Consider the following 21174-nt stretch of genomic DNA (forward strand, 5'->3'; position numbering starts at 1 on the left):
ACGGCAAAGCCGGTTCTACTTGACATAGAAAGATCACGTCTAGGGTCTGCGGAAGGTCGTAAGGCTTTCGTAAGAAACGTTTAAGATCCTCGTTCTCGATTGGTTAGCGGCTCGTTACGCCTGGGCGGTATCGTTGAACCGAAAAGAGAATGAAGGAGGCGTTGAGGGGATGAGAGAAATGAAGCTGAAGAAGCAGCGCGCGCGGGGGATCGCGGCGTTGCTCCTGACGGCAGCGCTGGCGGGTACGCTAGCGGCATGCGGGACCGGCGGCAAGGCGGACGATCAGCCGACGCCATCGCCTTCCGCGAGCATGAAGGCGGAGGACGCGATGACGCCGGAGGCGAGCATGAAGGCGGAGGGCACGATGATGCCGGAGGCGAGCATGAAGGCGGAGGGCACGATGATGCCGGAGGCGAGCATGAAGGCGAAGGATATGATGACGCCGGAGGCGAGCATGAAGTCGAAGGACGCGATGTCGCCGGAGGCAAGCATGAAGGCGATGGATGGGATGTCGCCGGAGGCGAGCATGAAGGCGAAGGACGCGATGTCGCCGGAGGCAAGCATGAAGGCGATGGATGGGAAAACGATGGAGAAAGATGGGATGTCCACGGGCGGCAAATAGCCGCCGGACCGCCCGCCCGGCATGCCCGAGTGTTATAATTCGAATAGAAACGGTCGGGCAAAGGAGGCTGGACGCATGACCGCAACGGTGCTGGTCGCGGACGACGAGCGGGAGATCGCGGACGTGTGCCGCAGGTATCTGGAGCGAGAGGGGTATACCGTGTTGGTCGCGGAGGATGGCGAGCGCGCGATGAGGATGTGGGATGAGCATCGTCCCGATCTGCTCGTGCTCGACCTCATGATGCCGGGCAAGTCCGGCTGGGAGGTCTGTTCGGCGATCCGCGACGAGGAAGACGTTCCGATCATCATGCTGACCGCCCGGGGCGAGGAGAGCGACAGATTGCTGGGTCTGACGCTCGGCGCGGACGATTACCTGACGAAGCCGTTCAGCCCGCGGGAGCTCGTGCTTCGCGTCCGCAACATTCTTCGGCGCTCGGCGCCCAGGCCGCACGAGGCCGATCATCGACGGCACCAAGCGCTTGAGAGCGGGAACAGCTCCGAGGACGTCCGCTTTGAAGGACTGTCGCTCTATCCCGCCCAGCGGCGCGTGACGATTCGCGGAGAGGACGTGGACTTGACGGCCAAGGAATTCGACTTGCTCGAATGGTTCGTTCGGCATCCGGGGCAGGTGTTCTCCCGCAGCCAGCTGCTCAGCCGGGTGTGGGATATCGCTTTCGAGGGCGACTCTACGACCGTAACCGTACATATGCGTAGATTACGCGAGAAGATCGAGCCGAATCCGTCGGAGCCGACTTTCCTGAAGACGGTATGGGGAATCGGCTACAAATTCGAAGGGCGGACGATCGAATAATGCGGCGCGGGCTCCGGTTGCGTTCTTATCTGCTGCTCGCCAACGCGGTCAGTCTGACGTCGATCCTCGCCGTGCTGTTCTATTGCTATAGCCGAATGCTGCTCAGCGCGCCGACCTTCGCTTGGCTGGGGGCCGCGACCGTACTGGCGGGGGCTTTGTCGTTCGTTCTTCATTTCGTCATGATCCGGCCGCTGGAACGCTCCGTCGTCCGGATCGGCGAGGCTTCGGGACGGATTGCGGCCGGACGATTCGGCGCGGAGGTGCCGATCGTCGGGCCGGCGGAGTTCCGTCTCCTGGCCGAACGGTTCAACGCAATGAGCAGGCAGCTCCAGATCAGCTTCGAGGCGGTCTCCCGTTCGGAAGCCTCGCGCCGGGAACTCGTGGCGAACGTGGCGCACGATCTGCGAACGCCGCTCGCGCTTCTGCAATCGCACTCCGAAGCGCTGCTGGACGAAGTCGTTCGCGACGAGGAGACGAGGCGAGACTACCTGCAGGTCCTGCGCAAGGAGTCTATGCGTCTCGGCCATCTCGTTCAGGATCTCTTCGACCTCTCCAAGCTGGACGCCGGCGCGGAACCTTTTCGGCCGCAGAAGCTGCCGCTCGAGAACGTGCTGATCGACACTCTGAACGCCTATCGGCCGAAACTGGAGGACAAGATGCTGGAAGTCGACGTGTGGTTGCCGGAGCCTCCTCCGGCCGTCTGGGGGATCGAGAGCGAGCTGCGGCGGATCGCCGGCAATCTGCTCGACAACGCCATTCGCCATTCTCCGGAGGGCGGGCGTCTGATCTGGTCCGCGGAGCGCGGCCCGGAACCGGACGTCATCACGGTGCGCCTCCGCGACGAAGGGGCCGGCATGACGGAGGCGGAGCGCGGCCGAATCTTCGACCGGTTCTACCGGTCGGACCAGAGCCGCCAGCGGGACGGAGGCGGCGCCGGGCTCGGACTCGCGATCGCTCTCTCGCTCGTCGAGCGGCACGGCGGCAAGATGGGCGTCTCTTCCCGCGAAGGGGAAGGGAGCGAATTCTGGTTCACCCTCCGCCTGGCGAAGGGACGATGATCCGAGGGGGAGAGAAAATGAGCGAACGGAAGAAGCCCGGTCTAGGCAAGCAGCTTACGGATCTGCACCGCTGGAACGCTTGGCTCGTCGTCGCGCTGGCCGTCACGGGGCTCGTTCTGTCGTGGGGGGCGGCCAGGGGCTGGCTCGGCGAAGGGCGCGTCTGGATCAAGCAAATCCATATCTATGTCGGGTTGGTTACGGGCGTCCTCCTCGCGCTCTACGGTCCGCTCATGCGCCGGCATGTGAAGCAGTTGCGCAAGCGCCCCCGGCAGCGGGGCAATCTGGCCTTCGTCATCGCGCTGTTGGCCGGCTGGCTGCTGTCCGGTATCGTGCTGTGGCAATTTCGGCATCTGCCGCCGCGCTGGGCGAACAACGCGCTCGTCGTCCACGACTTGCTGACCTGGGTCGGATTGCCTTATGCGGCTTATCATTCGGTAACGCGCATGCGCTGGATGCGAAAGCCGGAACGCCGGACCGTCCGCGCGGATACCGAGGAACCGGCCGTTAGCGGCAGCGGTCGCCCGGGGCTGCATCCGGCGGCGTCTCCGCAGATGTGGATGAGCCGCAAGCAGTTCGTCCGCTGGTCGGTCGGCATCGCGCTGACGGCAGCCGTGGCGCCGTCTTTCTTCAAGTGGCTTGGGAATTCGTTCGCCGGCGCCGGCGGCAGCGGCAGCATCGAAGCGGGGGAGTCGGATCCGAACCGGATGCTGCCCGCGCCGGAGCCGCTGCCCGAGTCGCGGCAGGTGGTCGGCGGCGGGGCGCAAGGCCGGTTCCGGGTCTATACCGTGACGCCGCTGCCCAAGTTCGACTCCGGCACGTGGCGGTTCACGCTGGACGGACTGGTGGAGCGCCCTGCGGATTGGAGCTGGGAGCAGTTCCTAGCGCTGAAGCGGCGCGTGCAGGTGAGCGACTTTCACTGCGTGACCGGCTGGTCGGTCTACGGCAACACCTGGGAAGGCATCCCGCTCGTCCAGCTGTTGAACGTCGCGGGGGTGAAGCCCGAGGCGCGCTTCGTGAAGTTCTACTCGGGCGACGGCGAATATACGGATGCGCTGTCGCTGGAGCAGGCGGGCATGGATGACGTCCTGGTCGCCGTCTTGCACGACGGCAAGCCGATCCATCGGGATTACGGCGGACCGGTGAGACTCATCGTTCCGAAGATGTACGCGTACAAATCGGTCAAATGGCTGGATCGCATCGAGCTGATCGACCGGCCGCACACCGGTTATTGGGAGGAGCGGGGGTACGACAACGACGCCTGGGTACGCGCTTAGGGGGCTCCCAGGTGGAGACGATTTTCGCGCAGATGAACAAGAATAGCCCGTAACGCGCCGCGCGCGCGGACAACGAAAACGGCGATGGCATGGCACCCTTTCAGAGGTGCCTTTTTTGCAGGGTTGCACAAACAGGCCTCCATTTTGCTCGGGGTCTGAGGGATCTCGGCGGAGGAGGTTGCTGCGGGCGGGGCGAGATAAGGCGGGAAAACCGCCTTATTCGAAGCGGAGGCGTATGGATTCGGCGAGTAAGGCGGGAAAACCGCCTTATTCGATTCGAAGGCGTGCAGATCGGGCGAGTGAGGCGGAAAAACCGCCTTATTCGAGGCGGAGGCGTGTACATCTGGCGAGTAAGGCGGAAAAACCGTCTTATTCGAGGCGGAGGCGTGCAGATCGGGCGAGTAAGGCGGAAAAACCGCCTTATTCGAGGCGGAGGCGTGTACATCTGGCGAGTAAGGCGAATAACCGCTCCATTCACGAAAGGCGCTAGGCATGGTTCGCTCCGTACGGTCGCGACGTCCGTCCGGCCTCTCGGCTCTAAGCGACTGGGTGAAAGTGGATCGCCGAGAAGGTTGTGAGGGTCATGAGGCTATGTTACCGTAGAGGAACGCTGCCGGGCCCGCAAGCTCAAAAAGCAACGGCCGGCAGCCGTTGCTTCGTTGCATGCAGGGGGTCAGTCCGATTTTTTCTTCTTCTTGGGAACGGGAGCGACCGATTTGGTCCGCTCGAGCGTGTCGTTCACGAAGGCCATGTCTTGGTTTTTGGCCGCCATGTTCGTCGTGCCTTCATAATTGCCTTGATGCGTCTTGTTCTCCATTGGGCATCCCTCCTCGCGATGTAGGTTAACCGAATAAAGGAGGCTATAACCGTTATGTCCCCTATACCGAAACGACCGTTGGCGGCGCTCGGCGCGCTCCTCCTGGCCGTCTCGCTCGCCGCATGTTCGAATTCCGCGTCCCCGGCTTCCGGCAGTCCTGCCGCGCCGGCCGCATCACTTCCTTCCGCTTCGCCGACGGCTTCCTCGGAAGCGCTCGACATGCTGGAGAAGGCGGCCCAAGCGGCCGAGGGCTTGTCCACTTATGCCTACACGCTGCAGCTCTCCCAACAGCTCAGCGGGGGCGCGGCCGAGGCGTCCGACCTGAAGGTCGACAACGAAGGCAAGGTTGAGTGCTCCCCGCTGCGGGTCGATCAGAACGTGACGAGCGACATGGATGGCGCGAAGTCGTCGCTGCGCGCGATTCTGGAGCCCGGCGCTTACTATGTCTACGATCCGGAGTTGACGGAGTGGGGCAAGCTGGCCCCGGACCAGGCCGACGAAGTCGTCAAGACGCTGTCCGATTACCAGACGAATCCCGCCCAAGCGATGAGGGAGATCTCCAAGCTCGGCTCCGGTCTCGTCCTGACCCGGAAGGGGGAACAGGACGTCCTGCGGTACGAAGGAAGCGGACCGGAAGCCAAAGCGTTTCTGAACCGCGTGCTGGAAGGGACGCTGGATCTGGGCAGCCTGGACGCGAAGGTGCGGGAGAGCGTGGCCGTCCAATCGTTGAAGGTCAGCGTCACGTTGGACGATGCGAAGCGTATGCCGCTGGCATACAGCATCGAATCCGAGATGACGATCGATTACGAGGCAGGCAAGCCTTCAACCCTTCGCCAGACGCTGTCCGGCACTTATGACAAGCTGAACGCGGTGACGCCGATCGTCGTGCCCGACGCCGCGAAGCAGGCGCCCGTCCTCGATCCGCCGATCGACGATCCCGCCGCGGACGAAGGCAACCTCGGGACGCTGGACGATCTGGAGGACCCGTCCCTCCTGAACCCTTAACGCGTTCGGGTGGACGGACCGACCGTCGTTCCGGTATAATGTCCGGTAGTATTGAACAGCTTGACGGCCGCAGCGGACACTCGCCGCGCGCGGGACCGCAAGGAGTCAGGAGCGTGTACCCATGCCACTGTCCTGTGGTATCGTAGGCTTGCCCAATGTCGGCAAGTCGACGTTATTTAATGCCATTACGCAAGCGGGGGCCGAATCGGCCAACTATCCGTTCTGCACCATCGATCCGAACGTCGGCGTCGTAGAGGTGCCTGACGAGCGGCTGCAGAAGCTAGCCGACATCGTCACGCCGAACCGGATCGTGCCGACCGCGTTCGAGTTCGTCGATATCGCCGGTCTCGTCAAAGGCGCCAGCCGCGGCGAAGGTCTCGGCAACAAGTTCCTGGCCAACATCCGGGAGGTCGACGCGATCGTTCACGTCGTGCGCTGCTTCGTGGACGAGAATATCACGCACGTCGCGGGCAAGATCGACCCGATCAACGACATCGAGGTCATCAACCTGGAACTCATCCTCGCCGACATCGACTCCGTCGAGAAGCGGATGGAGCGTTCCCGCAAGAACATGAAGGGCGGGGACAAGAAGTACGCCCAGGAGATCGAAGTGTTAGAGCGCATCCATGCCGCCCTGCTCGAAGAGAAGCCGGCGCGCAGCGTCGACCTCTCGGACGAGGATAAGCTGATCGTTCGCGATCTGCACTTGCTGACGATCAAGCCCGTGCTCTACGCGGCGAACGTCAGCGAAGGCGAAGCCGCGAACGCGGACGGCAACGAATACGTCCAGCGCGTACGCCAATTCGCGGCCGCCGAAGGCTCCGAGGTGGTGCCGATCAGCGCCAAAGTCGAATCGGAGATCGCCGAGCTGGAGGGCGAGGACCGCGAGATGTTCCTCGAGGAGCTCGGCCTGACCGAGTCCGGCTTGGACCGTCTCATCCGCGCCGCCTACAAGCTGCTCGGCCTGTACACCTACTTCACCGCAGGCGTGCAGGAAGTCCGCGCCTGGACGATCCGCAAGGGGACTAAGGCGCCCCAGGCGGCAGCCGTTATCCATACGGACTTCGAGCGCGGCTTCATTCGCGCGGAAGTCGTGTCCTATGAGGACCTCGTCGCCTCCGGATCGATGGCGGCGGCCCGCGAGCGCGGCCAGCTGCGTCTCGAAGGCAAGGAGTATGTAGTCGCCGACGGCGACGTCATGCACTTCCGCTTCAACGTCTAACGGACGGACCTGTTTCTGTTCATAAGCTCGGTTCTCCTAGGGTCGGAAGACCTTCGGAGGATCGCGCTTTGTTTTTTGATTCGTGATGAACCCCTTCCTTTTCTTGTGGTATAATCAACCAAGAAGGCGGTGATCCGGTGGATGAGATGCTGCGTATGATCGTGGATAAGCTCGACCGTATGGAACAGAAGCTGGACAGCGTCGAAAAGAATCAGGAGAGATTCGAACAGAAGCTGGAGAAGTTTGAACAGAAGCTGGACAGCGTCGAAAAGAATCAGGAGAAGTTCGAACAGAAGCTGGAGAAGTTCGAACAGAAGCTGGACAGCGTCGAAAAGAATCAGGAGAAATTCGAACAGAAGCTGGACAGTGTCGAAAAGAAGCTGGATAGAATCGAAATAAAGGTAGACGCCACTTTCGAACAGGTCGCTAAAAATACGGAGCATGAAGCGGTGTTTAACGAACTGGCCGCTACGGTCGAAGATCATTCTACGGATATTCGGCTTTTGAAGAAGCTAGTCGCGAATTAGGAATACATACGACCCCTTCCATTTTTGAAGGGGCTCTTTTTATTTTCTGCGCAAAATAAAACGGTTGCTCTCGCCGTCTGCCAGCAATAGTCCGCGATCTCCGCGATCTCTTCGGCGACGCTGCAACCTTTTCGCGGGCGGGCTCGTCAAGGGGATAGGCAATCATCTCCAAGACAAGACATGGAAAGGAGTTTTTCCCCTCATGAAAAACAAAAAACTCGTTGTCGTTCTGACCGCAGTAGGCTTGCTCGGCACTTCGGCCGTCGTCGGCGCCGCGGATCTCACGCAAAAGGTTAGCGGTCTCCTCCGCCACGATATCAAAGTGTCCGTGAACGGCTCGACCTACTCATCCCTGGAGCCGGTCTACATAGACGGCAAGGCTTACCTGCCGCTCCGCGATACCGCGAACGCGCTCGGCTACGAGCTGAAGTGGAGCCAGCAGGGCAAGCAGTTCGATCTCCAATCGAAAGGACAAGGACAAGGAGAAGTGGACGAGAAATTGCTCCATCTGAGCGGCGTTGTCATCAGTGCCAAAGCCGATAACGACTTGGTCAGCTTGGAAGTGCAAGGCAAGAGCCAGAACGACGGCGTCGACTACATGATCCTCAAAGCGGATAAAGATACGGTCGTCGTCGACGAGACGGGCGCCGCCAAGCTCGCTAAGGATATCAAGCCCGGCACGCACGTGACGGCCGATTACGGTCCGATCGTCGCGCTGAGCTTCCCCGGCCAGTCGCATGCGGCCAAGATCGTCGTCGGTCCGGAACGTCTGATCAAGGAAGATACGGTCAGCGCGATCGAGAAGACGGATGCCGGCTGGAGCGTCCAACTGGGCAGCGCAGAAGGCGACGCGGCGGCATCTAGCGTCATCCTGAACGTCGACGCGAACACCCTCGTGGTGAGCCCGTCCGGCGAACCGATCAAGCTGGAGGACGTGAAGAAGGGCGCGAAGATCCGCGCGTACTACGGCCCGGCCACGACGAAGAGCATCCCGCCGCAGAGCGCGGCAGAGCTCCTCGTGGTCATCCCGGAGCAGGCGCCGACGCAGCCTTAACCGCATGAACGAACGACGCTAACTTCTTCTTCACACAACGACGAAGCGGCCCCTCGGGGCCGCTTTTGCTTTTGGCGGAACAGGCGCATTTCCTGCAGGAGAAACGTTCTGCTTGTCGTTCTGTCCAATAAATGGAGGACGAGACGGAGAGATGCCGAGATGCCGCCGAGCGCCGATCATTCATACATCCGGACGATCTCTTCCGCCTTGCGTCGAATCGCGAGCGCTACGGACGCCGGCTCCAATACCTTCAGGTCGGTTCCGAATCCGAGCAGATAGGGAATCAGCCAGGGCTGATCCGGCCGCATGGCGCGGACGAGCACGGATCCGTCCGGTTCGTTCGTGAGCTCCCGGGCATCGAACGAATCGGCGGCTCTCGCCGCTGCCGCGGGAGCGAAGCGCAGCCGCAGCTCGACCATCGGGACGGAAGCCCGGAGGGAGGCCGCATCGCGGCCGATGGTCAGGTCGGCGTTCTCCCGCGGATCTTCGCGGCGCGCGAACGTCTCCTGCGAGGGCTTCAATTCGCGAATCCGGGATAGCCGGAACACGCGGAAGTCCTGCCGGATGAGGCAGTAGCCGTATACATACCAGATATAGCCCCGCAGCACGACGCGCATCGGCTCGCACGAGCGCACCGTCTGCGCGCCGTCTCCGCTCGTATAGGCGAATTCGATGACCTTGCTGTCCCGAATCGCTTGCCGCACGATGCCTAGTTTTTCTTTGTCTCCCTCGCCGCCGGACCGCCATGGGTTGAAGTCGATCGAGATCTGCCGGTTCGCTTCCTCGACCCTCTCCTGCTCCGACTTTGCGAGCAGCGCGCCCACCTTGTCCAGCAGTCCGCCGATCTCCTTGTCCTCGAGCGCGCCCTGGATGCCTTGAATGCCCTTGAGGGCGACGACGATCGATTGCATCTCTTCGAGCGACAGGTATTGCCGATCCAGCCGGTAACGGTCCATGATCTCGTATCCGCCGTCCACGCCGGCATACGAGATGATCGGGATGCCCGACTGCCCCAGCGTCTCCATGTCCCGGTAGACGGTCCGCAAGGATACCTCGAACCGTTCGGACAGCTCCTTGGCGCTGACCCTGCTCCGGTTTAGCAGCAGCATCGTAATGGCAAGCAAGCGGTCAAGCTTCAAGGCAGGGCCTCCTCATTCAGGCTTTGGTTCGCCGTCAATTCGTCCAGGAACAGCTGCAAAGGGCGGCTGACGAAGGCGTCCTTGCGCATCACGAAGTTCGTGCGAATCGTGTGGGGCAGCATCGCGGCGTCATGGGTCCGGACGCTCCCCGCCGCCGCCGACTGCGCCACGACGCTTTGCGGCAGCAGCGTAATGCCCAGTCCGGCCGAGACGCCGCCGATGATGGCTTCGAGCGTGCCGAACTCCATGATCTGCGGCGACTTCCAATCGTTGTTCCGCAGCCATTCCTCCAAGACGGAGCGATAGTGGCAGCCGTCCGTGAATACCAGGATAGGCTTCGCCGCCGCATCCGCCAATTCCTGCATGCCGTACTCGGAGACCAAGGCGAGATCCTCGTCGAACGCCGGGATCGCGATGACTTCGTCGTGCGGGACCGGTCCGGAGAGAAAGGCGCCGTCGACCTCGTAGCGGAGAACTTTGTCGAGCACTTGCGAGGAATGCCCCGTCGAGAGGGACAGCGAGACGTCCGGATATCGGCGGTGGTATTGCGCGAGCAGCAGAGGCAGCCTCACCGCGGCGCACGATTGGGTCGCGCCGATCGCGAGCGGTCCGCGCGGCTCCGTCGAGGAGGTGACGGCGCGGGAGGCCTCTTCGAGCAGGCCGAGTATTTTGTTCGCGTATTCGAGCAGCGACTTGCCGCCGGCGGTGAGGGTCATGCCGCGATTGTGCCGGTGGAACAGCACCGTATGCAGATCTTCCTCCAATTGACGGATGCGCGCGGTGACGTTGGACTGTACGTAGTTGAGTTTGGCCGCCGCCTTGGTGATCGAGCCTTCCGCCGCGACGGCTTGAAAGACGCGGAGATCGCCGCTTTCCATGCTCATCGTCTCCTTCTCTGCAGGCCTGATATCATTGTGAGTGATTGCAAGCATTAATAATGACTATTATATATGAATGCTAGCCGGCGTTACAATACCTCTAAGGCATCGATAGGAGGTTGCGGGGATGAGCAAGAAAACATTTGCGGCTTTATTGTTACTGACGACATTCGCGATGGGGACGGCGTTTCCGGTCGGCCGGCTGGGACTCGACTACGCGTCGCCCTTTCTCCTGATGGGTATACGCTTCGTCTTGGCGGGCGGGATCATGGCGCTCGCGACGATCAAGCGGCCGAAGCCGCGCGGAGCGCGCGCGTGGGGGAAAATGGCGCTGCTCGGCACGTTCAACTCCGCCTGCGTGATGGGATGCGCCTATTACAGCATGAGATGGATCACCTCGGGGGAATCGGCCATCCTGATCTTCGTGAATCCGCTGCTCGTCATCGTGCTGGGCACCCTATTCTTGGGCGCGCGTTACGGCGGGCGGCAATGGGCGGGCGTCGCGCTCGGCTTGGCCGGGGTCGTCTGCACGTTCGGAACCCATTTCCACGTGCAGCCGGGCACGTTCATCGGACTCGCGGGCGCCGTATTCTTCGCGACCGCAGCGCTGCTCATGAAGCGGTGGGGTCCTTCCTTCGACGTGTGGGTGCTTAGCGGCTACCAGATGCTGGCCGGCGGCGTCGTGCTGCTCGTGCTGAGCGCCTTGTCGGAGCACCCGCATTTCGAGCTGAATCTTGCTTCCGCAGGCGTCATGCTCTGGCTGGTGCTGATCAGCTCGATCGTACAGTTCTCGGCTTGGACCTATCTGCTCCGGCAGACCGATCCCGGGCGGACGAGCGCGTTCTTGTTCCTGGCTCCTTTGTTCAGCGTGCTGACCGGCTGGGGAATGCTGGGCGAGCCCCTTCACGCCTACGTAGGCGCGGGAGGCGCGCTCATCTGCGTCGGGATCTTTCTCGTCAACTGGCAAGCCCGTAAACGTTCCCTCGCGGCCGATATCCCGCAAAAAGTTGCGGAGATGTGATATAATAGAGGGACGATTACGATTTATACGGAGGTTGAGTGAAGTGCTGGACCGTCTTCAAGTGCTGGCGGACCGATATGAGAAGCTGAGCGAGCTTCTGTGCGATCCCGACGTGGTGAACGATTCGTCTCGTCTGCGTTCGTATGCGAAGGAACAATCGGACCTGGAGGAAGCCTATCAGGCTTACCTGGAATATAAGCAAGTCGTCGAGCAATTGAGCGGCGCCAAGGCGATGCTCGAAGAGAAGCTGGACGACGAGATGCGCGACATGGTGAAGATGGAGATCGAGGAACTCGCTGAGCGCAAGGTCGAACTGGAGGAGCGCGTGCGCGTCCTCCTGCTGCCGAAGGACCCGAACGACGACAAGAACGTGATCGTCGAGATTCGGGGCGCGGCGGGCGGCGAGGAAGCGAACCTGTTCGCCGCCGAGCTGTACCGCATGTACGCGAAGTACGCGGACGCGCAGGGGTGGCGCACGGAGCTGCTCGAAGCGAGCGTGAGCGATCTCGGCGGCTTCAAGGAAGTGATCTTCACGATCAACGGACAGGGCGCGTACAGCAAGATGAAGTTCGAGAGCGGCGCCCACCGCGTGCAGCGCGTACCCGAGACCGAATCCGGCGGACGCATCCATACGTCGACCTCGACGGTCGTCGTCATGCCGGAAGCCGAAGAACTGGACATCGAGATCCTCGACAAGGATATCCGCGTCGATACGTTCTGCTCGAGCGGCGCCGGCGGCCAGTCGGTTAATACGACCAAGTCCGCGGTGCGCGTGACGCACCTCCCGACGGGCATCATCGCGACCTGCCAGGACGGCAAGTCCCAGAACGACAACAAGGCCAAGGCGCTGCAGGTGCTCCGCACCCGGATCATGGACATCAAGATCCAGGAGGAAGAAGCGAAGTACGCCGGCGAGCGCCGCGAGAAGGTCGGCACGGGCGACCGCAGCGAGCGGATCCGCACGTACAACTTCCCGCAGAGCCGCGTGACGGATCACCGGATCGGCCTGACGCTGCACAAGCTCGATTCCGTGCTGAACGGCAGCATGGACGATATCGTCAATGCGCTGTCCCTCGCCGAGCAGACCGATCTGCTGGAGCGGGAAGGCATGGCTTGATGAAGCGGATCTGACTGCCGCAGCGGGAAGATGAGTTGAATGACGCAACGGGCGGCGGCCACCTTCCTCGGGAGGCTTGGCCGCTTTTCGTTTGCGCGAGGGCGCGGCGATCGGCCGGTTCTGGGATCGACGGAGGCATCCGGCCGATTGCCGGATCGGCGGGCGCGACGGTTCCGGGAACATCCGATCGATAGGGATGGCATAGCCGGGGCGGAGATGGAAGGCGGAGATGAACGTGGAGAAAGTGGAATCGATCGGAGAGGCATGGCGCGCAGGGGCTTTGCGGCTGCGGGAGGCGGGCGTGGACGAGGCGGACGCCAATGCGGAGCTGCTGCTGGCGCACCTGCTCGATCGCGACAAGGCTCGGCTGCTTCGCGACATGCGGGAGCCGTTCCCGGCGGATCGGCGGGAAGCGTGGGACCGGCTTCTGGCTCGCAAAGCGGCGGGCGAGCCGGTGCAGTACATCACGGGCAGCCAGCACTTCTACGGCCGCCGATTCGACGTATCGGCCGCCGTATTGATCCCGCGGCCGGAGACGGAGCTGCTCGCCGAAGCGGTGCTGGCGGTCGCGGACGAGCGGCTCGGCGGCCGTACGGGGCCGCTGCGCGCCCTGGACGTGGGCACCGGCAGCGGGGCGCTCGCCGTGACGCTGGCCGCGGAGCGGCCGTCCTGGCAGGTGACGGCTTCGGACCTGTCGCCGGAAGCGCTCGCGGTCGCGCGCGCCAACGCGGCGCGTCTAGGCGCGGAGGTCGCATTCGTGCAGGGCGACCTGCTGGAGCCGTTCCTGGCGCCCGGACAGGAGCGGGCGTTCGACGTGCTCGTCTCGAATCCGCCGTACATCCCGTCGGCGGACATGCCCGGACTGCAGCGCGAAGTGCGGGAGCACGAGCCGCATCTCGCGCTCGACGGCGGCCCGGACGGGCTGGCGCCTTATCGGCGGATGGCCGCCCAGCTCGGACGCCTCCCGTCCATGCCCGGGTTGGTGGCCTGGGAGGTCGGCATTCATCAAGCGGAGGATGCCGCGCAGCTGTTGCGGGACGCGGGAGACTGGAGCGAGATTCGCTTCGTCCGGGATTACGCGGGCATCGATCGGCACGTGCTAGCTATCCGTTAGGGAGTTCGGGCTGCGGATATCGCGTGCCGAGAAGCGAGCGGGGCGACCCTGGCCGAATTGCGGTCGTCAAGCGTCAAGCGATAGCGACGGCTGGCGCCGCTAGGCCGAACCATGCTAGGCGATCGCATTGCGTTCCGCTAGAGGAGCCCGTAGGCGACCTGCAGTTGCGCGCTGTCCGCCGCAGCGAACCGCATTTTCTATCGGCCATGCGCTCCGTAGACTTGTTTCCAGACCGCGTCCGAGGTGCCTAACGGCGCTCGAGGTGCGGTTTTTTGCCGTTTTCTCCCTTCAGTCTCCCCCGTCCGACACGATAGCAGGCACTCTCTTCCGAAGCTCCCTTTCCGCCGAATAAAAAGCGAGATTGCGAGGTTTATAGTTTTCCCAACGGGACATAATGATGGCTAAGACGTTCCGGAACGCATCGACGGCGCCGACGGGTGCCCACGAGGAGCGAGAACGATGCGTGGTCTTCGCCATTATGGTCCTTTTATTCTTCTTTTTCTGGTCGGTGTCGTTGGTTTCTCTACTTTCGCCGTACGCAATGCAGCCGCGGACGCGGAAGGGGACGCGTTGATCCCCAATGAAGCGATCCGCATTCGAATTATCGCCAATTCCGACGGCGACCGCGACCAAGCCGTCAAGCGCCAAGTGCGCGACGAAGTCGCCCGGCTGATCGATTCCTGGGGCGCGATGCCCGATACGATCGAGGATGCGCGATCTCTGATCAAGTCCCATCTGGACGAAGTCGAGAAGACCGCTAACCGTGTGCTGAAAAAAGAGAAAGCCGGTTACGCCGCCAAAACGGTGCTCGCCAAAGTGGATTTCCCGACGAAAACGTTCGAAGGCAAGGAATACCCGGCCGGCAAATATGAAGCGCTGCGGGTCACGCTCGGCGACGGCAAGGGGGCCAATTGGTGGTGCGTGCTGTTCCCGCCGCTCTGTCTGACGGCGGCGACTGCAGCCGACGACCGGGATGCCGGCCCGGATCAGGCGAAGGTCGAGCAAGCTTCCGCGAAGGGCGACAAGCAGCCGAAAGCGCAAGCGGTCAAGTCGAACGCGAAGACGGCCCAGGGCGGCGCCGAAAAACAAGCGGCAGCGCAGCAGCAGGAGAAGCCGCACGCGAAGTTCTTCCTGTGGGTGCTGCTGGAGAAGCTGTTCGCCTTTCTCCGGGCGTTGTTCTCCTAAGCCGCTATGATATAATCGTCGTATTATCGGCAAGGCAAGGATGGATTCTACGATGAACAGACAGACGCAATATTGGGCGCCGGAGCGACTGGATTCCGGCCTGATCGAAGCCGCCTCGGCCTTGGCCGCGGGCGGCGTCGTCGCGTTCCCGACCGAGACCGTGTACGGACTCGGGGGAGACGCGCGGAGCACCGAAGCGGTGGAGCGCATCTTCGCGGCCAAAGGCAGGCCGTCCGACAATCCGCTGATCGTGCATCTGGCGGATGCGGCGGGCCTGGACGGCCTGGCGGCCGGCGTGTCCTCGCTGGAACGGAAGCTGATGGCGGCGTTCTGGCCGGGTCCGCTGACGTTCGTGCTGCCGGCGCTGCCCGGCGCGGTGTCGCCGCGGGTGACGGCCGGGCTTGACACGGTCGCCGTGCGCGTCCCCGCGCACGAGACGGCGCGCCGGCTGATCGCGGCGGCGGGCTGCCCGATCGCGGCGCCAAGCGCGAACCGCTCGGGCCGTCCCAGCCCTACGCTGGCGCGGCACGTGCTGGACGACCTGGACGGCCGCATCGACGGCGTGCTGGACGGCGGGCCGACCGGCGTCGGCCTCGAATCGACCGTCGTCCGCGTGATGGGCGACGTCGTCCACGTGCTGCGTCCGGGCGGCGTCACCGCCGAGCAGCTCCGCGCGGCCGCCGGCCCGGACGTACGCGTCGAGAGCGGCAGCGGTGACGTCGGCGACGTCGGCGAAGCGGCGCGAGAGGTTGCGCCTTCCGGCGATGCCGGCGCTGCAGGCGCCGACGACGGCTCGGCTGCCGAGACGGCACCGCGTTCGCCAGGCGTGAAGTATACCCATTACGCGCCGCAGGGCGAGATGGTGCTGGTGACGGGCGACGCCGCGCCGATGCGCGCGACCGTGCAGTCCGCCGCGGACGCGGCCCGCGCGCGCGGGCTCAGCGTCGGCATCCTGGCCTGCGCGGAGCATGCGGGCGACTACCGCGCGGACGCTGTGCTCGTCCTCGGCAGCCGGGCCGAGCCCGGCGAGGCGGCGCAGACGCTGTATGCGGCGCTGCGGGAGTGCGACGATCGGGGCCTCGGCTACATTGTCGCCGAAGGCTATCCCGAGGACGGCATCGGCGCGGCGCTCATGAACCGTCTGCGCAAGGCGGCTGGCGGCCACGTGCTTCAAGCATGAGGCGAACCGGGCGAAGGGGATTGAACGGCTTGAGTGTCCATAGCGACGCAGCGCCGTTCCGTCCCCGTGCCGAAGGTGTGTAGAGGGAGGCCGCGTCTTCTTTGAGGCTACCTACCGGGGCGATTAGTTGTAAACGTACAACTAATTCAGCCTGACAACCGCGTTCCGGCAGGTTGAGTTGTAAAAGTACATCTTATTGGGACGCATTTTGAGTAAAACCGAGTTTTTCCTTAAATTAGATGTACAAATGCAACTAATTCCTCTTTTTAAGCGATTCCGGCTTGAATTTGTTGTACAAATGCAGCTTATTGGCGGAACAGCGAAATGGGGGGAGAGGGAGGTGCGGGAGGTACCGCCCGACCCGCCGCGCAACCACCAACCGTTGACCGCGAACCCCCAAAACACTACCACACCAACAGCACCACCAACAGCAACCACCACCAACAGCCCCCCACCACCAATAGCCCATCACCACCAGCCCATCACCACCAGCCCCACCAACAGCATCACCACCAGCATCACCACCAGCCCCACCAACAGCATCACCACTAGCCCCACCAAAAGCAAGCACCACCAACAGCAACCACCACCAACAGCAACCACCACCAACAGCCCCCCACCACCAATAGCCGATCACCACCAGCCCCCCACCACCAGCCCCCCACCACCAGCCCCACCACCACCAGCGCCCAACGCCCACAGGTCTCCTTGCATGCTCCTTCTCCCCGTCCTCCGATCTGCCGCCAACCTGGCGCCCACACCCAACGGCCTCCCCGCAGAGACATGATCGAGCCCTTGTCCGCATATGTTGGTCTTAGCGCAAGGCCCGGGACAGGTTGCTCGCGGGACGAAGGGGGAAGAGCCATGGAGTGGCACGTCGCTGCGGGACATATGCTTACGATCGTCATTATGGCGGTCGCGCTGGGGATGGATGCTTTCTCGCTTGGCGTTGGGATCGGTCTGAGGGGCGTCCGGAAGCTGGACGTGCTCAAGCTCAGTTCGATGATCGCGCTCTTCCATGTGCTGATGCCGCTGGCCGGCATGTTCACCGGTCAGTACGTCAGCGTGCTGCTCGGGGGCGTGGCGACGTCGGCTGCAGGGGGACTGTTGCTGCTGCTGGGCGGACATATGGTCTACAGCGCGCTGCGCGGCGAGTCGGTGGCTTCCTTCAACCACCGCACGCTCTGGGGGATGCTCGTGTTCGCGCTCAGCGTCAGCGTGGACGCGTTCTCCGTCGGCGTATCGCTCGGCATGTTCTCGGCGCATATGCTGCTGACGGTGATGATGTTCGGGTTTTTCGGCGGGGTGATGAGCGTGTTCGGCCTGATGCTCGGACGGCGCGTGAGCCGGTCGCTGGGCGGTTATGGCGAAGCGTGCGGCGGCGTGATCCTGTTTGCGTTCGGCCTCCTCTTTCTGATATAACTAATTCACCATGAATTGACGTCTGCGTAGGGGAGGAGAACGCTTATGCAACGCATTCTGCTAGTCTGCACGGGCAATACGTGCCGGAGTCCGATGGCCGAGGCGATGCTCCGCGCGCAAGCGGCCCGGGACGGCCTGCCGCTCGAGGTTCGCTCCGCGGGTGTAGCCGCCGCTTCGGGCATGCCGATCTCTTCGCATGCGGCGAAGACGCTGCGCCAGCGGAACGTGGCCCTGCCGGGACACGCCACGCCGCTCACCGGCAGCGAGGTCGCTTGGGCGGACGTGATCCTGACGATGACCGGCTCGCACAAGCGGGCGATCGTCGAACGGTACCCCGATGCCCTGTCCAAGACGCATACCCTGATGGAATTCTCTTACCGCGATCATCCCGTGATGGAAGACATCGCGGAGGCGGAGCGGATCTATACGGAATGGCAGATGCAGCACGTCCTGGGCAAGCCGCTCTCCGATGCGGACCGGGCGAAGCTCCAGGAACTGGAGCGGCGGCTGCCGAGCTTCGATATCGCGGACCCTTTCGGCGGACCGCTCGAAGCTTACGAGGCTTGCGCCGAGGAGATTCGCGAAGCGCTGGAACGGGCTTTTCGCAATCCCGAAAACCATTGACTTTTGTCCGGCGCGTTCGGTATGATGAAGCTACAAGTTGCAGTTCCGGTGTAACTGGCGACACAAGTGGGGTTAACCACAGTGGAGCACCGGAATGACGGCCGGTCGCCTGGGCAAAGAGCAGCGTGCATCCGCACGTGTGCTCTTTTTCGTCTTTTTGCAGCAAATTAGGTATAATACATCTGACCAAAGGCGACGGCAGAGCCCCTTTTTCCGCAGGAAAGGGCCGCCGGTCGTCGAAGACGATTCGCCGGCTGCGGAAGCCAAGGCGCACGGCCGAATCGCGACGAAGGGGGACATTCGAGGCATGAAAATCGCAATCGGCGCCGATCACGCGGGTTACCGCCTGAAAGACGTCATCGTTCCGTTCCTGAAAGCGCAAGGCCACGAGATCATCGACGTAGGCTGCAACTGCGCGGATTCGGTCGATTACCCGGACTATGCGGTTCCCGTATGCGACAAGGTCGTCAGCGGCGAAGCGGAGCGGGGCATCCTGATCTGCGGCACCGGCATCGGCATGTCGATCGCCGCCAACAAGACGCCGGGCATCCGCTGCGCGCTCGTGCACGATCTGTTTTCGGCGAAGGCGACCCGCGAACACAACGACACGAACGTGCTCGCGATGGGCGAACGCGTCGTCGGCCCGGGGCTCGCGGAGGAGATCGTCCGCGTCTGGCTGGATACGCCGTTCTCTGCCGGAGAACGCCACCTTGGGCGATTGGGTAAGGTAAAAGCATTGGAGCAGCAATATTCCCTTCACCCTTAACTAGCTTAACTAGTTTAGACTGCCGGGAGGAGAAGCGCGCATGACGCATACCGAACAACAGCGGACCGGCGAGTCCGCACCGGCCTCGATCGCGGACCAAGTCGAGCAAGCGCTCGGCGAGCTCGTTCAAGCCGGACGCCTCGCCGCAGGGCAGACGATCGTCTTCGGCGTCAGCACGAGCGAGGTGCAAGGCCGCCGCATCGGCACGTCCGGCGCGGAATCCGTCGCCCGCGACATCTATGCGGGCGTCGACCGCGTACGCCTTCGGGTCGGCTTTCACGCCGTCTGGCAATGCTGCGAACATCTGAACCGCGCGCTGGTGACGGAGAGGGCGCTGGCGGCTGCGAAAGGCTGGACGGTCGTCTCGGCGGTACCGATGCCGAAGGCCGGCGGCTCGATGGCCGCCTATGCGTATCGCCGTCTGAGCGACCCCTGCCTCGTCGAGGCCGTGCAGGCCGACGCGGGCCTCGATATCGGCGAGACGCTGATCGGCATGCATCTGCGGCCGATCGCCGTGCCCGTGCGGCCGAGCGTCCGCTGGGTCGGCGAGGCCCGCGTGACGATGGCGTACGCCCGGCCGAAGCTGATCGGCGGAGAACGTGCGGTATACGCGCTGCCTCCGGAGGAAGACCGGCATTCGAATACATGCGATTAACCCTATGAACTTATACCTTGAGGAGGATTCCGATGACCGCACATCTGCGCAATCAAGACCCTGAGATCGTCAAAGCCATGAACCTGGAGCTGACCCGCCAGCGCGACAACCTGGAGCTGATCGCTTCCGAGAACATCGTCAGCGAAGCCGTGCTCGAAGCGATGGGCACCGTCCTGACGAACAAATACGCGGAAGGCTACCCGGGCAAGCGCTACTACGGCGGCTGCGAGTATGTCGACATTCCCGAAGAGATCGCGCGCAACCGCGCGAAGGAACTGTTCGGCGCGGAGCACGCGAACGTGCAGCCGCACTCCGGCGCGCAAGCGAACCTGGCCGTCTACCTCGCCGTCCTGAAGCCGGGCGACACGGTGCTCGGCATGAATCTGGCGCACGGCGGCCACTTGACGCACGGCAGCCCGGTCAACGCTTCCGGCTTGCTCTACAACTTCGTCGCCTACGGCGTCGACGAGCAGACCTTCACGATCAACTACGATGAAGTCCGCAAAGCGGCGTTCAAGCATCGTCCCCGTCTGATCGTAGCGGGCGCCAGCGCCTATCCGCGCACGATCGACTTCGAAGCGCTCGGTCAGATCGCCCAGGACGTAGGCGCGCTGCTCATGGTCGACATGGCGCACATCGCGGGCCTCGTCGCCGGCGGCCAGCATCCGTCTCCGGTGCCGCACGCGCACTTCGTCACGACGACGACGCACAAGACGCTGCGCGGTCCTCGCGGCGGCTTGATCCTCTGCCGCAAGCCATGGGCGGCCGCGATCGACAAAGCGGTCTTCCCGGGCACCCAAGGCGGACCGCTGATGCACATCATCGCGGCCAAGGCCGTCGCGCTCGGCGAAGCGCTGCAGCCGTCCTTCAAGGACTATGCCGCCAACGTCGTCTCGAACGCGAAGGCGCTCGCGGACACGCTGACCGCGGAAGGACTGAACCTCGTCTCCGGCGGCACCGACAACCACCTGATGCTGGTGGACACGCGCAATCTGAACATTAACGGCAAGGACGCGGAGCACGTGCTCGACTCGGTCGGCATCACGGTCAACAAGAACGCGATCCCGTTCGACCCGACGAGCCCGTTCATCACGAGCGGCGTCCGCATCGGCACGCCGGCGGTCACTTCCCGCGGCATGGGCGTCGACGCGATGAAGACGATCGGCAAGGTCATCGCCCTCACGCTGAAGAACCCGCAAGACGAAGCCAAGCTGGACGAAGCCCGCAAGATGGTGCGCGATCTGACCGCGCAATATCCGCTGTATCCGGAACTGCAATACTAATCGAACGCCAGGCTCTCCCTGTATCGGGCGGGCCGCGAAGCGCCCATTTTCTGTCACTTGATGGAAAATGGGCGCTTTCCGTTTGACGGATGGCGGGTAAAGGGTATAAACTGTATATACGCTTAATTTCCGGCATCTCGCCGGGAAGCGGGGGAACCGATCAATTGGGGCGAATCGACGCGTGATGCCATTCAAGGCACCGTCATAGGGTACCATCTACCCGAGCCCGTCAGCTAACCTCGTCAGCAGTGGATGGGTCAATGCACATACTTACTTCGACTTAATTGACCCTATCGAGGGTCTTTTTGCGTCTTTGGAGACCCCTGTCTGGCTAAGCGCGATCCGTTCTGCCGTCTCCTCGGGGGTCTTTTGTCGTCCCCTGCGAAGAACGCCGGCCGAAC

The 21174-nt window shown here is 63.0% G+C and carries 22 protein-coding genes and 2 riboswitches; of the genes, 18 read left to right on the forward strand and 4 right to left on the reverse strand.

Features of this window, described 5'->3' with window-relative positions; translation table 11 throughout:
• The first annotated feature begins 169 nt into the window (after positions 1-169).
• The 4 genes from H7C19_RS04340 to H7C19_RS04355 all read left to right on the forward strand — a co-directional run bounded on the left by H7C19_RS04340 (position 170) and on the right by H7C19_RS04355 (position 3764).
• Complete coding sequence (locus tag H7C19_RS04340) at positions 170-622, forward strand: hypothetical protein (RefSeq protein ID WP_185141356.1); 453 nt, start codon at positions 170-172, stop codon at positions 620-622.
• Positions 623-697: 75 nt separating this feature from the next.
• Entirely contained in the window at positions 698-1432 is a 735-nt protein-coding gene (locus H7C19_RS04345; protein WP_185141357.1) for a response regulator transcription factor, read from the forward strand.
• Between the two features lie 17 nt (positions 1433-1449).
• Entirely contained in the window at positions 1450-2490 is a 1041-nt protein-coding gene (locus tag H7C19_RS04350; RefSeq protein WP_246469304.1) for a sensor histidine kinase, read from the forward strand.
• A 17-nt stretch (positions 2491-2507) separates the two neighbouring features.
• Positions 2508-3764 (forward strand): molybdopterin-dependent oxidoreductase, encoded by a 1257-nt coding sequence (locus tag H7C19_RS04355; protein WP_246469305.1) that lies wholly within the window; start codon positions 2508-2510, stop codon positions 3762-3764.
• Between the two features lie 673 nt (positions 3765-4437).
• Here H7C19_RS04355 and H7C19_RS04360 read toward each other — a convergent pair.
• Positions 4438-4581: a hypothetical protein gene (locus tag H7C19_RS04360; RefSeq protein WP_185141360.1), complete on the reverse strand. Its 144-nt coding sequence runs from the start codon at positions 4579-4581 to the stop codon at positions 4438-4440.
• A 54-nt stretch (positions 4582-4635) separates the two neighbouring features.
• Here H7C19_RS04360 and H7C19_RS04365 point away from each other — a divergent pair, with 54 nt between their 5' ends.
• The 4 genes from H7C19_RS04365 to H7C19_RS04380 all read left to right on the forward strand — a co-directional run bounded on the left by H7C19_RS04365 (position 4636) and on the right by H7C19_RS04380 (position 8389).
• Positions 4636-5586, forward strand: coding sequence for a DUF6612 family protein (locus tag H7C19_RS04365; protein ID WP_185141361.1), 951 nt, complete (start codon positions 4636-4638; stop codon positions 5584-5586).
• A 121-nt stretch (positions 5587-5707) separates the two neighbouring features.
• Positions 5708-6808 (forward strand): redox-regulated ATPase YchF, encoded by a 1101-nt coding sequence (ychF, locus tag H7C19_RS04370; protein WP_185141362.1) that lies wholly within the window; start codon positions 5708-5710, stop codon positions 6806-6808.
• 137 nt (positions 6809-6945) lie between these two features.
• Positions 6946-7335, forward strand: a complete 390-nt coding sequence (locus tag H7C19_RS04375) for a hypothetical protein (protein ID WP_185141363.1) — start codon at positions 6946-6948, stop codon at positions 7333-7335.
• A 202-nt stretch (positions 7336-7537) separates the two neighbouring features.
• Entirely contained in the window at positions 7538-8389 is an 852-nt protein-coding gene (locus tag H7C19_RS04380; RefSeq protein WP_185141364.1) for a stalk domain-containing protein, read from the forward strand.
• A 176-nt stretch (positions 8390-8565) separates the two neighbouring features.
• Here the strand turns inward: H7C19_RS04380 and H7C19_RS04385 are convergent, their stop codons facing one another.
• Both H7C19_RS04385 and H7C19_RS04390 read right to left on the reverse strand, forming a co-directional pair.
• Entirely contained in the window at positions 8566-9528 is a 963-nt protein-coding gene (locus H7C19_RS04385; protein ID WP_185141365.1) for a helix-turn-helix transcriptional regulator, read from the reverse strand.
• Positions 9525-10406 carry a LysR family transcriptional regulator gene (locus H7C19_RS04390; RefSeq protein WP_185141366.1) on the reverse strand — a complete coding sequence of 294 codons (882 nt, stop codon included), beginning with the start codon at positions 10404-10406 and terminating at the stop codon, positions 9525-9527. The genes H7C19_RS04385 and H7C19_RS04390 overlap by 4 nt, the downstream gene beginning before the upstream one ends.
• A 127-nt stretch (positions 10407-10533) precedes the next feature.
• Here H7C19_RS04390 and H7C19_RS04395 point away from each other — a divergent pair, with 127 nt between their 5' ends.
• From H7C19_RS04395 to H7C19_RS04415, 5 genes are all read left to right on the forward strand, one after another.
• Entirely contained in the window at positions 10534-11427 is an 894-nt protein-coding gene (locus H7C19_RS04395; protein ID WP_185141367.1) for a DMT family transporter, read from the forward strand.
• A 43-nt stretch (positions 11428-11470) separates the two neighbouring features.
• Positions 11471-12544 carry a peptide chain release factor 1 gene (gene prfA / locus H7C19_RS04400; RefSeq protein WP_185141368.1) on the forward strand — a complete coding sequence of 358 codons (1074 nt, stop codon included), beginning with the start codon at positions 11471-11473 and terminating at the stop codon, positions 12542-12544.
• A 229-nt stretch (positions 12545-12773) separates the two neighbouring features.
• Positions 12774-13658 carry a peptide chain release factor N(5)-glutamine methyltransferase gene (gene prmC, locus H7C19_RS04405; RefSeq protein WP_185141369.1) on the forward strand — a complete coding sequence of 295 codons (885 nt, stop codon included), beginning with the start codon at positions 12774-12776 and terminating at the stop codon, positions 13656-13658.
• Between the two features lie 459 nt (positions 13659-14117).
• Positions 14118-14843 (forward strand): stage II sporulation protein R, encoded by a 726-nt coding sequence (gene spoIIR, locus H7C19_RS04410; protein WP_185141370.1) that lies wholly within the window; start codon positions 14118-14120, stop codon positions 14841-14843.
• 52 nt (positions 14844-14895) lie between these two features.
• Positions 14896-16023, forward strand: coding sequence for an L-threonylcarbamoyladenylate synthase (locus H7C19_RS04415; protein ID WP_185141371.1), 1128 nt, complete (start codon positions 14896-14898; stop codon positions 16021-16023).
• A 468-nt stretch (positions 16024-16491) separates the two neighbouring features.
• Here the strand turns inward: H7C19_RS04415 and H7C19_RS35165 are convergent, their stop codons facing one another.
• Positions 16492-16632: a hypothetical protein gene (locus tag H7C19_RS35165; RefSeq protein WP_185141372.1), complete on the reverse strand. Its 141-nt coding sequence runs from the start codon at positions 16630-16632 to the stop codon at positions 16492-16494.
• 255 nt (positions 16633-16887) lie between these two features.
• On the opposite strand from H7C19_RS35165, the gene H7C19_RS04425 reads away from it, so the two are divergent.
• The 5 genes from H7C19_RS04425 (at position 16888) to glyA (ending at position 20773) form a co-directional block, all read left to right on the forward strand.
• A complete protein-coding gene (locus H7C19_RS04425) occupies positions 16888-17445 on the forward strand; it encodes a manganese efflux pump MntP (protein ID WP_185141373.1) in 558 nt (185 codons plus the stop codon).
• A gap of 45 nt (positions 17446-17490) precedes the next feature.
• Positions 17491-18069, forward strand: a complete 579-nt coding sequence (locus H7C19_RS04430) for a low molecular weight protein arginine phosphatase (protein ID WP_185141374.1) — start codon at positions 17491-17493, stop codon at positions 18067-18069.
• 40 nt (positions 18070-18109) lie between these two features.
• A riboswitch (ZMP/ZTP riboswitch) is annotated at positions 18110-18191 on the forward strand.
• A gap of 185 nt (positions 18192-18376) precedes the next feature.
• The gene (rpiB, locus tag H7C19_RS04435; protein WP_185141375.1) at positions 18377-18835 is read left to right on the forward strand and encodes a ribose 5-phosphate isomerase B; all 459 of its coding nucleotides are present in this window, start codon (positions 18377-18379) and stop codon (positions 18833-18835) included.
• A 40-nt stretch (positions 18836-18875) separates the two neighbouring features.
• Positions 18876-19490, forward strand: a complete 615-nt coding sequence (locus H7C19_RS04440; protein WP_185141376.1) for a TIGR01440 family protein — start codon at positions 18876-18878, stop codon at positions 19488-19490.
• Between the two features lie 32 nt (positions 19491-19522).
• On the forward strand, positions 19523-20773 hold the full coding sequence (glyA, locus tag H7C19_RS04445; protein ID WP_185141377.1) for a serine hydroxymethyltransferase: 1251 nt from the start codon (positions 19523-19525) through the stop codon (positions 20771-20773).
• Positions 20774-20882: 109 nt separating this feature from the next.
• Positions 20883-21036, forward strand: a riboswitch (cyclic di-AMP (ydaO/yuaA leader).
• Positions 21037-21174: the final 138 nt, after the last annotated feature.

The organism is Cohnella nanjingensis (assembly GCF_014212125.1).
GTDB classification, from domain to species: Bacteria; Bacillota; Bacilli; order Paenibacillales; family Paenibacillaceae; genus Cohnella; species Cohnella nanjingensis.